Below are 13,141 nucleotides of genomic sequence, written 5' to 3' on the forward strand. Positions count from 1 at the left end.
CGTGCGCGGCCCCGGCTGGGTGCGTTCCCCGTCCCTCACGGTCCGGCTCACCTCGGCCGTGGTCGCGGTGGTCGCGGCGGTCTGCGTCCTGCTGACCACCCTGACGACGTCGGCGGTCGGCGCGCTGCTCACCGACCGCCTCGACCGGGACCTGACGGCGTCGCACGCCCGAGCGGTCAAGGCCCTGCAACGTCGTGTCCCGGTGCTGCCCACCGACGAGCCGCGGCCCGCTCCGCCGGAGATCCGCGAGGTCCGTGGCCAGGTTGCCGGGACCCTGACGGCCTACTTCGTCGGCGACGCCGGTCAAGGACGTCGGATCGGCGACGACGGCACGGACGAGACGCTCGACGCCGCCGCCTTGACTGCTCTGCGCGAGGACACCGGCGGTGCCGGCGAGGTCGCGCACTCGGTCAAGATCGGCGACCTCGGCCAACACCGGGTGCTGAGCACCGCCCTGGGTGACCTCACCCTTGTGACCGCCCTGCCGACGTCGTCGGTGGACGAGACCGTGGGCAGCCTGGTGGGGTGGGGCTGGCTCTTCGCAGGGCTCGGGACGCTGCTCGCCGGAGGGACCTCTGCCCTGGTGGTGCGTCGCCAGTTGAGCCCGCTGCGTGAGGTTGCCGCGACCGTGCACACCGTCACCGCGCTCGACCTCACCAGCGGCGAGGTGGAGGTGCCGCGCGTCCCCGCGCACCTGGTCGCGATCACCGATGAGGTCGGCCAGGTCGCCCAGGCCCTCGACGCCGTGCTGGGTCACGTCGACGAGGCGCTGGAGGTGCGGCACCGCAGCGACCAGCAGGTGCGCCAGTTCGTGGCCGACGCCTCCCACGAACTCCGTACGCCGCTCGCGACGGTGCGTGGCTACTCCGATCTCGCGCTGCGCGAGGGCGCTGACGACGAGACGAAGAACCGGGCGCTCGACAAGGTCCGCACGGAGTCGTTCCGGATGAGCGGCCTGGTCGAGGACCTCCTGCTCCTGGCCCGTCTCGACCAGGGTCGGCCGCTGGACCGAGCCGAGGTGGACCTCACCCATCTGGTCCTCGAAGGGGTCGCCGATGCCCAGGTCACCGCGCCGTCGCACCGCTGGCGGATGGAGCTCTCCGACGAACCCGTCACCGTCCCCGGCGACGCGGCCCGTCTGCACCAGGTGCTGACGAACCTGCTGGTCAACGCCTCGCGCCACACCCCTGAGGGCACCACGGTCACCACGACGGTCGGGGCTGCAGAGACGTCGGGCCAGGTGGTCCTGAAGGTTCACGACGACGGCCCCGGCATCGCTCCCGAGGTGATCGGGGACGTCTTCGAACGCTTCACCCGCGGCGACTCCGCCCGCACCCGTGCCTCCAGCGGTGCCGGTCTGGGACTCTCGTTGGCACGCTCGATCGTGCGCGCCCACGGCGGTGACCTCACCGTCGAGTCCCGCCCGGGCAGTACCTGTTTCACTGCCACACTTCCGGCTGCCTGACCCGGACCCTGGGAACGAGCGACGACGGGCCACTTCATCTGCCAAGGTGGACGCGGTGCACCGCTGGAGGGGCGGTGCGTCGACACACGGGAGGTGCGCAATGACCGGACTGCTTGAACTGGACGACGAACGGACTGCCGTGGCTGGCCCGGAACGCGATCCCCGACGGGTGGTGGGGGCTGCGGTGCTCGCCTTCGCCGTGGCCCTGGTGGTCGTGATCGGTGGGTGCTGGCTGGCGTGGTCGGTGCTGGCCGGGGACGACGCAGGGCCGGGCGGGGAGAGCGGTCCGTCCCGCGCCGACCTCGTCGCACCGGAGGGCGCGGGCCCGATCCACGTCCCGGTGACGCCGCCCGAGGCAGCGTCGACGTCGGAGGAGGCCGTGTTCGCGCTCACCGTCGAACGTCGTCCCGGCGACGTCGGTGGGGAATGGTCCCCGGAGTGGGTCGCCCGCTACGACGTCACCCTCGACGGGTTCGACGACGAGGTGCAGGTGGTGCAGTGGGCCGAGGCCCCGAAGGTCGGTGACGAGTGCGCCTCCTCGACCACCCCGTTGCTGACCTGGTCGGTGGACACCACGTTCGTGGCGATCTGCAGCGACACCCTCGCCGAGGAGGCTCCGCTGCTGGAGTACTTCGCCGACGTGGAATGGACCTCCGACCTCGACCGGGTCGACTGGTTGCGCGACTGACGTCGTCCGCGTCGTGTCGGAGGCGGCGGCTAGTGTGACGACCGTGACGATCCTCGACGACGCCCGCGACGGCATGAACCTCGACATTCGCCCCACCGACGACCTGTTCGGTCACGTCAACGGCACGTGGCTCGACACCGAGGAGATCCCCTCGGACCGTTCCAGCTGGGGCCCGTTCGTGACGCTCGCCGACCGTGCGGAGGCGCAGGTCAAGGAGATCATCCTGGCGCTCGCCGACGGCAGCACCGAGCCGGTCGCGACTGACCCGGCCGCGCTGGAGGACGCCCGCAAGATCGCAGCCCTCTACTCCACCTTCATGGACGTCGAGGCCGTCAAGGCGGTCGGCACCTCCCCGCTGACCCCGTGGCTGACCAAGATCGACGCCCTTTCCTCCACCGACGAGCTGTGGGCCCTGCTGGGGGCGTGGGAGCGCGTCGGCGGTGGCGGCCTGTTCGGCTCCTACGTCGACACCGACTCCAAGCAGTCGGACCGCTACGTCCTCAACATCACCCAGTCCGGCCTCGGCCTGCCCGACGAGTCGTACTACTCCGACGAGAAGTTCGCCGAGACCCGCGAGAAGTACGTCGCCTACCTGGCGAAACTCTTCGCGCTGGCCGGTCTGCCCGACGCGGACGCCCAGGCCGCCGAGGTCCTCGCCGTCGAGACCCGTCTCGCGCAGGGGCACTGGGAGCGCGCCGAGACCCGCGACGTCCAGCGCACCTACAACCTGCTGACCCGCACCGAGCTCGACGCGCTCGCCCCCGCCGTGGGCTGGGGCACCTGGATCGACGCCCTGGCTGCGTCCCCGGCCGCCGGCGCCGACGCGATCATCGCCGAGGTCGTCGTGCGTCAGCCGTCCTACCTGGAGCACCTCTCCGGCGTCGTCGCCGCGGAGCCGGTCGACTACTTCAAGGCCTACCTGCGCGCCAAGGTGCTGCGTTCCACCGCCGCGTACCTGACCGACGACTTCGTCGAGACCAACTTCGACTTCTACGGCCGCACCCTCTCGGGCACTCCCGAGATCCGCGAGCGCTGGAAGCGTGCCGTCTCGTTCGTCGAGGGTGCCGTCGGCGAGGCCGTGGGCCGCGAGTACGTCGCGCGCCACTTCCCGCCGCGTTCCAAGGAGTTGATGGACGAGCTCGTCGACAACCTCCTCAAGGCCTACCGCGTCTCCATCGAGGCCCTCGACTGGATGACCGAGGAGACCAAGGAGAAGGCGTACGCGAAGCTCGCGACGTTCCGCCCCAAGATCGGCTACCCGGAGAAGTTCCGCGACTACTCCGCGCTCGAGGTCGTCGAGGGCGACCTCGTGGCGTGTGTCCGCAACGTCTCCGCGTTCGAGACCGACCGTGAGCTCGCCAAGATCGGCGCGCCGGTCGACCGCGACGAGTGGTTCATGCTCCCGCAGACCGTCAACGCCTACTACAACCCCGGCACCAACGAGATCTGCTTCCCCGCCGGCATCCTGCAGCGTCCGTTCTTCGACGCCGACGCCGACCCGGCCGAGAACTACGGCGGCATCGGTGCCGTCATCGGTCACGAGATCGGCCACGGCTTCGACGACCAGGGCGCCCAGTACGACGGCGAGGGCAACCTCAACGACTGGTGGACCGCCGCCGACAAGACCGCCTTCGAAGCGAAGTCGAAGAAGCTCGTCGAGCAGTACGACGCGTTCTCCCCCCGCGCCCTGCCGGAGGAGAAGGTCAACGGCCAGCTCACCGTCGGCGAGAACATCGGCGACCTCGGCGGCCTCACCATCGGCTACAAGGCCTACCTGCTCTCGCGCGGCGAGGAGGAGCCCACCGACGAGGAGAAGCGCAAGGTCTTCCTCAACTGGGCCTACGTGTGGCGCACCAAGCGTCGCAAGGAGCTCGACCTGCAGTACCTCACCGTCGACCCGCACTCCCCGCCGGAGTTCCGCGCCAACATCGTCCGCAACCTCGACGAGTTCCACGACCTCTTCGGCACCCAGCCCGGCGACGGGCTGTGGTTGGACCCCGAGGACCGCGTCCGGATCTGGTGACGACCTCTTCATGAACAGCACCAGCGAGAGCCCCGTGGACGCCGCGATCAGCGTCCGCGGGGCTCGCCGCACGTACGAGCTCGAGGACTTCTCCCACCTCGTCGCCCTGCACGACGTCGACCTCGAGGTGAAGGCAGGTTCCTTCGTCTCCGTCATCGGGCCTTCGGGCTGCGGGAAGTCGACGCTGTTGCGCGCCGTCGGCGGCCTGGAGCCGTTGGAGTCGGGCGAGGTGCGCGTCTGCGGCCGCACCCCGAAGGAGGTCGCGTCGGCGAAGGGGTTCGGGTTCGTCCCGCAGACACCGTCGTTGCTGCCGTGGCTCAGCGTCCTCAAGAACGTCACCGTCGCGCAGAAGGTCAACCGCAAGCACAACCGCACCCCTGCCCCCGACCTCGAGCACCTGCTGCGGGTCGCCGGGCTGGGGGAGGCGATGCACAAGCTGCCGCGCGAGCTGTCGGGCGGGATGCAGCAGCGCACCGCGATCGTGCGGGCCTTCGGTCTGCGGCCCGACGTGATGCTGATGGACGAGCCGTTCAGTGCGCTCGACGAGTTCACCCGCGAGACCCTCCAGGGCCAGCTCCTCGACCTGTGGGCCGAGACCCGCTGCACGGTCCTGTTCGTCACCCACTCGATCTCCGAAGCGGTGCGCCTGAGCGACCAGGTGGTCGTGATGGCGCCGCGTCCGGGCCGCGTCGTCGACGTCATCGACGTGGACCTGCCACGCCCGCGCGACGCCGACCTGCTCAAGTCCCCTGAGTTCCATGCCGTCGAGGCCCGGGTGCGTGACAGCCTCTGGGCCGCGTTCGACGAGGTCCCCCCGCCCGTCACCCAACGAGGACGCGTCTGATGCCCGCCTTCGAACGCGCACCGGTCACGACCCCCGACGACGAGGCGTGGCCCTCGGCGCGGGTCGCCGCCGACCCGGCTGCCGTACGACGTCTCAAGCTGCAGCGCCGACTGGCACTGCTGCACCCCAAGTTCTGGCTCCCGTTCACGGTGCTGCTGGTCGCTCTCGGCTTCGCCTGGAACGCTGCCGCAGAACAGTGGCCCTACCTGCTGCCGCCGCTCGGCGACGTCGCCCAGGTGCTCACCGAGCAGCCCGGCTACTTCGCCGAGAACGCCGGGATGACGCTCCTCGAAGCGGTCCTGGGGCTGCTGATCGGGTTCGTCGCCGCGACCTCGCTGGCGGTGCTGGTGAGCGAGTCACCGCTGGCCAGGCGGGCCTTCATGCCGTTCGCGGTGGTCCTCAACGTCACCCCGTTGGTCGCGATCGCGCCGGTGCTGGTGGTGGCGTTCGGGTTCGGGATGACGCCCAAGCTGGTGCTGACGTCGTTGATCTGTTTCTTCCCGATCCTGATCAACACCTCGGTGGGTCTGCGTGCGGTGTCGCGGCAGACGTTGCAGGTCTTCGCCTCCATGGACGCCTCGCGCTGGGAGGTGCTGCGCCACGTCCGGATCCCCGGCGCGCTGCCGTACGTCTTCGCGGCCCTGCAGATCGTCTTCCCGCTCTCGGTGATCGGTGCGGTGGTCGCCGAGCTCTCCGCGTCGGGATCGGCGTCGGGCCTGGGCACCACGATCACGGTGGCGTCCTCGATGAACCGGATGGCGACCGTCTGGGCGGCGATCTTCGTGCTCGCCGTGATGGGCGCGCTGATGCTGCTGGTGGTCACCTGGTTGGAGAAGAAGGTGCTGTTCTGGCGCGAGCCGGACGAGTGGTGACGTCCGCCCACGCAGGTGGGGGATCGCGCCGTCGTCGGTAGCAGGTATTTTTCCGGTAACGACCGTGCCTGCGGTCGACCGTCTCGAGGAGAACCCCATGGCTTCGCGCCCCCGTACGTCCGGCCTGCGCCGCACCTTCGCCGCTCTCGGCGCCGTCGCGCTCCTCGGCGGGCTGGCCGCCTGTGGCTCCGACGACGAGCCGGAGGCCGGCGAACGCGGCTCCGCGATCTCGGCCGAGCGCTGCGCCGAGAACGAGGCAGCCGGCCCGGTCACCTACATGTCGAGCTACTACTGGCAGGCCTCCGCCTCGATCCTCGAGGTCATCGCCGCCGACAAGCTCGGCTACTTCAACGACCTCTGCCTCGACGTCGAGCTGCAGGCCGGCACCGACACCATCCAGGCCGCCAAGCTGGTCGCGTCGGGCAAGGTGTCGGTCGCCGCGATCAGCCAGCAGGACGTCATCACCAACAACGCCAACGGCATCAAGGTCACCGGCGTCTCCTCGTACTCCAACGCGGGTGCGGAGGTGCTGATCACCAACGACGACGTCACCGAGCTGAAGCAGCTCAAGGGCACCAAGCTCGGCCACAAGGGCTGGGTCCCGCTGAGCCTCACCGCGATGCTCGCCGAGAACGGGATCGACGCCGCCAAGGACGTCGAGCAGATCAAGGTCGGCTACGACCCCACCGTCCTGACCCGCGGCCAGGTCGACTCCCTCACCGGCTTCCTCTCCAACGACGTCCGCCAGCTCGAGGCGGCCGGCGAGAAGGTCACCGTCTTCAAGCCCGCCGACTTCGGCGTCGCCGACTCCCTCGGCGGTCTCGCGGTGAACCCGGAGTTCGCCGAGAAGCACCCCACCGCCGTGCAGGACTTCCTGCGCGCCGCGTTCAAGGCGTTCCAGTACTGCGCCGAGGACGCCCATGTCGACGAGTGCATCGAACTCCAGGGCGAGCAGGCCGGCGCCGAGTCCGACCCCGCCCACGAGAAGGGCGTGTGGACCACCGAGTCGAAGCTTGCTGCGGAGAACCCGCTGCCGGGCAAGTTCGGTTCCGTCGACCTCGACAACGTCGTGAAGATGGCCGCTCAGGTCGGCACCTTCGCCGGCCTCGAGGTCACCGCCGAGGAGGCCAAGAGCTACTTCGACCCGTCCTTCGGTGACGCGGTCGTCGATGACTCCGGCGCCGTGGTCTGGCCCGCTCCCTGATCCCTCACCGAGCCACCGCTGAGCCATCGCTGCCCTGCCGACGAACCCTCAGCAGGGCGCGTGAGCGCTCGTGCCACGACGGCCCGCCCACCCGTTCGGGTGGTGCGGGCCGTCGTGCCTCAGGGCTACGGTGGGAAGCATGGAGACCCCCCTCGGACCCGGTCGTTCAGCGGTGCCCTCTCCCGGGGACCCGGCGCACACCCAGTCCGGCCACCGGGTGCGTTTCGAGTGGGGCGGCCAGGGCGCTGCGACGGTGAAGGCGGACGTGGCCGTCGTCGTCGACGTGCTCTCGTTCACGACGTCGTTGACCGTCGCGGTCGAGCGCGGCATCGAGGTGTTTCCCTTCGAGTGGCGTGACTCCCGCGGCACCGAGCACGCCCTGCGCCACGGCGCGTCGCTGGCGGTGAGCCGGATCGAGGCGAAGGCCGACGCCCGCCACGTCTCGATCTCCCCGACCGCGATCAACCAGATGGAGGGCATCGAACGTCTGGTGCTGACCAGCCCGACGGGCGCCAAGGTCGCGTTCTCGTTGATCGACTCCAAGACCAAGGTGGTCGCGGCGAGCCTGCGCAACGCCGACGCGGTCGCCGACCACGTCGTGCGGGTCGCGGACGCGTTGGGACGCAAGCGTTCGGTGGTCGTGATCGCTGCCGGTGAGCAGTGGCCCGACGGCACACTGCGGCCCGGCGTCGAGGACCTGTGGGGTGCGGGCGCGGTGATCGCAGGTCTGGTGGAGCGTGGTCTCGACGACCTCTCGGTGGAGGCGCGCACTGCGCTGGCCGCCTACCTGGGCGTCGAGGACGGCATTCCGGACGCGATGCACCAGAGCGTCTCGGGCAAGGAACTGATCGAGCGCGGGTTCTCCGTCGACGTCGATCTCGCGGCGCAGGTCAACGTCTCCACCGTGGTGCCGGTGCTGCGCGGGGAGTCGTTCGTCCAGGCGCCCCAGTACTGAGGAGCCCGGACAGGGGATTGCCCTGCGTCGTTCGGGTCAGTCCAGCGGACGCGGCGGCAGCAGTGGCGCGACGGTGAAGCGCAGACCGGAGATGTCGGGGGCGATGTCGCCGCTCTCGGCCTCGGCGGCCAGCACCGCGGTCAGCGCGTCGGCGTAAGGGCCTTGGAACGAGACGGTGCCGTCCTCCAGGTCGGTGCAGACCACGAGGTGCGGGGCGTCGAGGTCCTGCACGCCCTCACGGACGAGGTTCTCGACCAGGAGCCGGTTGATCCGGGTGCGGGCGTCGTCGCCGGTGAGGTCGAAGGGATCGGCGAACGGCTGTCCGGTGTGGGGCTGACCCGCGTGGGGGAGGGCAGATTCGCTGGAGGCATCGAAGAACATGTGGGCTTCCGGTTCGGGGGGTAACCGTGGGGCGCGGGACCTTCCCGCACGGAAGAGACGCGAGCATTCCGTGGGTATGACGTGGAAAATCGGAAGAAGTTCAACGAGCAACCACAGTGGCCTGCCCACTACGCTCGTTCCATGACCACTCCTGCTCAGCCCGCACGTTTCGACGACGCTGTCGTGACCGGTGTCATCAGCCACATGAACGGCGACCACCTCGAGGACTCCCTCGACATCGTCCGCGCCTACGGCCAGCCCGACGCCACTGCCGCCTCGATGACCGACCTCGACACCGTCGAGGGTGTCTGGACGGCCGTCGTCGACGGTGCCGACGTCGAGGTCCGCGTCCCGTGGCCCGGCTCGCCGCTCACCGAGCGTCCCCAGCTCCGCGTCGCCGTCGTCGAGCTGCACACCGCGGCCCGCGAGAAGCTCGGCCTGCCGCCGGTCGCTCCGCACTGATCCTCTGACGACCTCTGAGGTGGAGGATCGCTGTCAACTGGTGACAGTGATCCTCCACTCCAGACAGGTCAGTTCGGTTCACAGCGGGGACAGCGGCGTACTGCCCCGGTCCAGCCGCGCGCCCGCAGCAACTCGGCCACCGTCCTGGCGGTCCGACACGGGTGCCCCACCACCTGACCCCAGCCGACCCGCACGGTGACGTGCCCGGCCAGCAGTGCCGACGTGTCCCGTTCGAGGTCGCGGAACCGGTCGTGCGTCGAGGAGTGGTGGGCGCGACCGTCCAGTTCCACCACCACCCGCTCGTCGCGGTGCACCACGTCGTGCCGTGCCCGCAGACCTTCCAGGCGGGCCTGACGTTCGCCCCGCGGTAGTCCGTGAGCGCGTTCCACGTCGGTGAGGTAGCGAAGTTCCAGCACCGAGTCGGTGCCGTCGACGAGATCGCCCACGACGTCGGTGAGCAACCGTCGCCGACGCAGAGCCCGCCGTCGGGAGAGCTCGGCCCTCAGCCGTTCCGGCGTCGTGGTCCGGTTGCGCACGGCGTCGGCCAGCACCGCGATCGCCGTCAGCTCGTCGTGAGCCGTGGCGGCGACCTCCACGAGAGCCACCTCGGCCCGGACACGCGGGGGAGCGCCGTTCCACAGGACCAGCCCTTCGAGCCCGCTCACGCGGTGCACCCGGACACCGGACACCGAGTTCACACGTCGGGTCAGGTCGACTGCGACGTGCACCGGGCCAGAGGCACCCGCCCCGGCCGTCGTGGTCGGGGAGAGCGCTGAGGGTCCCCACAACGCGGCCGGGGCACCCAGCAGCACCGCAGCCCAGAGCCGTTGGCGGTGCGTCAGCGGCCCGTTGTGGTCGACCATCACGCCGGGGTGCACCCGGACGAGGTTGCGTCGACGCAGCAACCGTCGGACGTCGTTCTCGGTGAGGCCGCCCGCGAGGAGTTGGCGTCGTGACACCACCCCGTCCTGACGTCGCAGATGCTCGTGCGGAGTCATGCGGGGATCTTTGCGGAAGTGGAGTGGCCAGCGCTGATGCCCTGTGGACGAGTGCTCCGGGTGGAGGATCGCTGTCACCTGGTGACAGCGATCCTCCATGAGCGGGAGGGGTCCGGCTCGCAGACCCCTCCCGCTGAGCCCGCTGCGCCTAGGATTCGGCCCGTCCAATGTTTTCAGGGAGGAGCAGCCCATGGCTGTCAGTCTGTCCAAGGGCGGGAACGTCTCGCTCACCAAGGAAGCCGGAGCCGACGGCCTGCGTCGCGTCTCGGTGGGCCTCGGATGGGACGTCCGCACCACCACCGGGGTCGACTTCGACCTCGACGCCTCAGCACTCGTCTGCGGTGAGAACGGCCGCGTCGTCAACGACGAGCACTTCGTCTTCTACAACAACCTTCAGACGCCGGACGGCCTCGTGCGCCACGCCGGCGACAACCGCACCGGCGCCGGTGACGGTGACGACGAGGTCGTCGAGGTGGACCTCGCCGACCTGCCCGCCACGATCTCCCGCGTGGTCTTCCCGGTCTCGATCCACGACGCCGACGGCCGCGGCCAGAGCTTCGGTCAGGTGACCAACGCGTTCATCCGCGTCGTCAACCTGGAGAACGACGTCGAACTGACCCGCTACGACCTCTCCGAGGACGCCTCCACCGAAACCGCCATGGTCTTCGGCGAGCTGTACCGCCACGGCACCGAGTGGAAGTTCCGGGCCGTCGGCCAGGGCTACGCCTCGGGCCTCGCGGGCATCGCCACCGACTACGGCGTGAACGTGGGCTGACCAGATGATCTTCAAGACCTTCGGCTGGTCCTTCGCCGTCACGGTGGTCGGCCTCGTCGCCGCCTTCCTGTACGGCGGCCCCACCGCGATCGCGATCGCGACGATCCTCATCATCCTCGAGGTGTCGCTGTCGTTCGACAACGCAGTGGTCAACGCCCGCGTGCTGACCAAGATGTCGCACGCCTGGCGCAAGATCTTCCTCACCGTCGGCATCGTGATCGCCGTCTTCGGCATGCGACTGCTGTTCCCGCTGGTCGTCGTCGGTGTCACCGCCAAGATGAACCCGATCGACGCGTGGAGCCTGGCCATGGAGAAGGGCGACCCCGACGTCCCCGGAACCTACGGCTACATCCTCAACGAGGCGCACCCCTCGATCGCCGCGTTCGGCGGCATGTTCCTGCTGATGATCTTCCTGAACTTCTTCTTCGAGCAGGGCAAGGAGCACCACTGGTTCGGCCCGGTCGAGCGCTTCATGGAGAAGTTCGGCGTCCTCGACGGCGCTGCCGTCATCGTCGCCCTGGCGACGCTGCTGGGCTTCGGCCTGACGTTCGCCGACCACACCCGCGACGTCCTCGTCTACGGCGTCATCGGCATCCTCACCTACCTGCTGGTCAACGGCATGGGCGAGCTCTTCAACGCCGAGCCCGAGGGCGACGAGGAGATCGAGGGCTCCACCGGCGAGCTGATCCTGGCCACCGGCAAGGCCGCGTTCTTCATGTTCATGTACCTCGAGGTCCTCGACGCGTCGTTCTCGTTCGACGGCGTGATCGGTGCCTTCGCGATCACCTCCGACCCGGTGATCATCGCCATCGGTCTCGGTGTCGGTGCCATGTACGTGCGTTCGCTGACGATCTACCTCGTCAACAAGGGCACGCTCAACGACTACGTGTACCTGGAGCACGGCGCGCACTGGGCCATCGGCGCCCTGGCCGTCCTGCTGCTCTTCACGATCGGGCACCACATCCCCGAGGTCGTCACCGGCCTGATCGGCGTCGGTTTCATCGCCGCCGCGTTCGGGTGGAGCGTGCGCCACAACAAGCTGCACCGCGACGACGAGGTCTCCTCGGAGCCCGAGCCCGAGCTCGCCGGAGTCTGAACCACTCCTGTCCGCCACGAGCGGGCGCTGCACCACTTCCTGCGCGGGTGGGGCCGGGGCATCCCGGCCCCACCCGCGCAGGTTTCGTTACCCTGTTCGGGCCGGCGACGTAGCCTGCCCGCCACGAACCACGACCACTGCGACAGGGGTGTCATGCAGGACCTGAAGGCGATGGTTCAGCGAGACCTGGACCGGTTGAAGGACGCCTTCCTCGACCTTGACCGCATTCAGCGCCTCACCGCCGAACTCGTCAGCGACTACGCCCGCCTGCTGCCCGACCGGGCCCGCAGTTCCAGCCTCGTGCCGCGCCACACCCAGCTCGAGACCCGTGCCCACGGGCTCGTCGAGGAGTACCTGAACCTCGTCACGCAGTACGAGGACGTCGAGGCTCTGCGTCCTCCGCGTCTGCAGGAGGCCGGCAGTTCGTACCACCGCCTCGCGGAGCAGTTGGAGCAGGCCGCCGGCGATCTCGAACGCTTCCTCGACGGCGCTCAGAGCGAACTCTCCAAGGTCGGGGACCTGAAGTCGTCCTACGCGTCCACGCAGGCCCAGGCGGTCGCCGCACTCGACCGCGCCCACGCGGCGTGGCAGCACCTGCGTGACGTCGACGGTCTGGAGTCCCCGGACGCCGACCTCGCGTTCGCCCGTGCCCGGGTCGCCGCTCGCGCCGCGCAGGCCTGGACGCCGCAGCAGCCGATCACCGTGCTGGAGGACGCCGTCCGGCTGACGGTCGAGAACGCCGACGCGTGCGTCGAGGCAGCCCAGGCGTTCCCTGCGCAGGTGACGCGCCTGCGCACGCGCGCATCGAGCTTGCGGACCCGCCTCGCGGGCGTCGAGCACCGCACGGAGACCCGCGAGGAGAACATGGCGGCGCTGCGCCGTGAGTTCGCCTACGGCAACTGGGACGACATCCAGTTGACCCTGCAGGACGACCCGGTCGCCGGGGCGCGCGACGCGATCGCGCGCCTGGAGCAGGCCGTCGTCGTGGAGGACTGGGCCGCAGCCTCACAGGCCCGCGACGACGCCGAGTCCGAGCTCCGCAAGGCCGAGGCCCTGGTCGACGCCCCACGTCGTCGCCTGGAGGAGCTCCGGATGTTCCGTGCCGACCCCGAGGCCCGTGCCTCACGTGCGAGGTTCGCGTTGCGCGACGCCCAGTTGTTGGTCACCAGCGGTGACCCTGCCCGGCTGCGGACGTTCGGACCGCAGCTCGATGCGCAGCTCGCCCGGATCGACACCGCGCTGGCCGGTCTGGTGGGACGCAACCCCGACTTCCGGGCCTGCCTGCGCGACCTCGACGCGGTGGAGGAGGCGGTCGCGGGGATCGTTGCCCGTTACCGCTCGGCCCGCTGAACGTGCACAACGGCCCGCTCCCTCGTCG

The 13,141-nt window shown here is 69.8% G+C and carries 13 protein-coding genes; 11 read left to right on the forward strand and 2 right to left on the reverse strand.

Going from position 1 to position 13,141, the window contains the following annotated elements:
- Position 1 precedes the first annotated feature (1 nt).
- From EOV43_RS00515 to EOV43_RS00545, 7 genes are all read left to right on the forward strand, one after another.
- Positions 2 to 1,465, forward strand: coding sequence for a sensor histidine kinase (locus tag EOV43_RS00515; protein WP_239022158.1), 1,464 nt, complete (start codon positions 2 to 4; stop codon positions 1,463 to 1,465).
- Positions 1,466 to 1,565: 100 nt separating this feature from the next.
- On the forward strand, positions 1,566 to 2,153 hold the full coding sequence (locus EOV43_RS00520; RefSeq protein ID WP_128219202.1) for a hypothetical protein: 588 nt from the start codon (positions 1,566 to 1,568) through the stop codon (positions 2,151 to 2,153).
- A gap of 73 nt (positions 2,154 to 2,226) precedes the next feature.
- The gene (locus tag EOV43_RS00525; protein ID WP_206611427.1) at positions 2,227 to 4,176 is read left to right on the forward strand and encodes a M13 family metallopeptidase; all 1,950 of its coding nucleotides are present in this window, start codon (positions 2,227 to 2,229) and stop codon (positions 4,174 to 4,176) included.
- A 10-nt stretch (positions 4,177 to 4,186) separates the two neighbouring features.
- Positions 4,187 to 5,020 carry an ABC transporter ATP-binding protein gene (locus EOV43_RS00530; protein WP_128219204.1) on the forward strand — a complete coding sequence of 278 codons (834 nt, stop codon included), beginning with the start codon at positions 4,187 to 4,189 and terminating at the stop codon, positions 5,018 to 5,020.
- Positions 5,020 to 5,892 carry an ABC transporter permease gene (locus EOV43_RS00535; RefSeq protein ID WP_128219205.1) on the forward strand — a complete coding sequence of 291 codons (873 nt, stop codon included), beginning with the start codon at positions 5,020 to 5,022 and terminating at the stop codon, positions 5,890 to 5,892. The genes EOV43_RS00530 and EOV43_RS00535 overlap by 1 nt, the downstream gene beginning before the upstream one ends.
- 97 nt (positions 5,893 to 5,989) lie before the next feature.
- Positions 5,990 to 7,096: an ABC transporter substrate-binding protein gene (locus EOV43_RS00540; RefSeq protein ID WP_128219206.1), complete on the forward strand. Its 1,107-nt coding sequence runs from the start codon at positions 5,990 to 5,992 to the stop codon at positions 7,094 to 7,096.
- 139 nt (positions 7,097 to 7,235) lie between these two features.
- Entirely contained in the window at positions 7,236 to 8,051 is an 816-nt protein-coding gene (locus tag EOV43_RS00545; protein ID WP_128219207.1) for a 2-phosphosulfolactate phosphatase, read from the forward strand.
- Positions 8,052 to 8,087: 36 nt separating this feature from the next.
- Here the strand turns inward: EOV43_RS00545 and EOV43_RS00550 are convergent, their stop codons facing one another.
- Positions 8,088 to 8,432, reverse strand: a complete 345-nt coding sequence (locus EOV43_RS00550) for a hypothetical protein (protein WP_128219208.1) — start codon at positions 8,430 to 8,432, stop codon at positions 8,088 to 8,090.
- A gap of 141 nt (positions 8,433 to 8,573) precedes the next feature.
- Between EOV43_RS00550 and EOV43_RS00555 the strand changes: the two genes are divergently transcribed.
- Entirely contained in the window at positions 8,574 to 8,894 is a 321-nt protein-coding gene (locus tag EOV43_RS00555; protein ID WP_128219209.1) for a DUF2470 domain-containing protein, read from the forward strand.
- A gap of 68 nt (positions 8,895 to 8,962) precedes the next feature.
- Here EOV43_RS00555 and EOV43_RS00560 read toward each other — a convergent pair whose 3' ends face one another.
- Positions 8,963 to 9,892, reverse strand: a complete 930-nt coding sequence (locus tag EOV43_RS00560) for a hypothetical protein (protein WP_128219210.1) — start codon at positions 9,890 to 9,892, stop codon at positions 8,963 to 8,965.
- Positions 9,893 to 10,082: 190 nt separating this feature from the next.
- Here EOV43_RS00560 and EOV43_RS00565 point away from each other — a divergent pair, with 190 nt between their 5' ends.
- The 3 genes from EOV43_RS00565 to EOV43_RS00575 all read left to right on the forward strand — a co-directional run bounded on the left by EOV43_RS00565 (position 10,083) and on the right by EOV43_RS00575 (position 13,113).
- The gene (locus EOV43_RS00565) at positions 10,083 to 10,667 is read left to right on the forward strand and encodes a TerD family protein (protein WP_128219211.1); all 585 of its coding nucleotides are present in this window, start codon (positions 10,083 to 10,085) and stop codon (positions 10,665 to 10,667) included.
- Between the two features lie 4 nt (positions 10,668 to 10,671).
- A complete protein-coding gene (locus EOV43_RS00570; RefSeq protein WP_128219212.1) occupies positions 10,672 to 11,763 on the forward strand; it encodes a DUF475 domain-containing protein in 1,092 nt (363 codons plus the stop codon).
- Positions 11,764 to 11,916: 153 nt separating this feature from the next.
- Positions 11,917 to 13,113, forward strand: coding sequence for a hypothetical protein (locus tag EOV43_RS00575; RefSeq protein WP_128219213.1), 1,197 nt, complete (start codon positions 11,917 to 11,919; stop codon positions 13,111 to 13,113).
- The last annotated feature ends 28 nt before the right edge of the window (positions 13,114 to 13,141 follow it).

The organism is Nocardioides yefusunii (assembly GCF_004014875.1).
In the GTDB taxonomy this organism is placed as follows: Bacteria; Actinomycetota; Actinomycetes; order Propionibacteriales; family Nocardioidaceae; genus Nocardioides; species Nocardioides yefusunii.

Coding starts and splice junctions, on each gene's coding strand:
- EOV43_RS00520 (WP_128219202.1), top strand. CDS start 1,566: ATGACCGGACTGCTTGAACTGGACGACGAACGGACTGCCGTGGCTGGC.
- EOV43_RS00525 (WP_206611427.1), top strand. CDS start 2,227: ATGAACCTCGACATTCGCCCCACCGACGACCTGTTCGGTCACGTCAAC.
- EOV43_RS00530 (WP_128219204.1), top strand. CDS start 4,187: ATGAACAGCACCAGCGAGAGCCCCGTGGACGCCGCGATCAGCGTCCGC.
- EOV43_RS00535 (WP_128219205.1), top strand. CDS start 5,020: ATGCCCGCCTTCGAACGCGCACCGGTCACGACCCCCGACGACGAGGCG.
- EOV43_RS00540 (WP_128219206.1), top strand. CDS start 5,990: ATGGCTTCGCGCCCCCGTACGTCCGGCCTGCGCCGCACCTTCGCCGCT.
- EOV43_RS00545 (WP_128219207.1), top strand. CDS start 7,236: ATGGAGACCCCCCTCGGACCCGGTCGTTCAGCGGTGCCCTCTCCCGGG.
- EOV43_RS00550 (WP_128219208.1), bottom strand. CDS start 8,432: ATGTTCTTCGATGCCTCCAGCGAATCTGCCCTCCCCCACGCGGGTCAG.
- EOV43_RS00555 (WP_128219209.1), top strand. CDS start 8,574: ATGACCACTCCTGCTCAGCCCGCACGTTTCGACGACGCTGTCGTGACC.
- EOV43_RS00560 (WP_128219210.1), bottom strand. CDS start 9,892: ATGACTCCGCACGAGCATCTGCGACGTCAGGACGGGGTGGTGTCACGA.
- EOV43_RS00565 (WP_128219211.1), top strand. CDS start 10,083: ATGGCTGTCAGTCTGTCCAAGGGCGGGAACGTCTCGCTCACCAAGGAA.
- EOV43_RS00570 (WP_128219212.1), top strand. CDS start 10,672: ATGATCTTCAAGACCTTCGGCTGGTCCTTCGCCGTCACGGTGGTCGGC.
- EOV43_RS00575 (WP_128219213.1), top strand. CDS start 11,917: ATGCAGGACCTGAAGGCGATGGTTCAGCGAGACCTGGACCGGTTGAAG.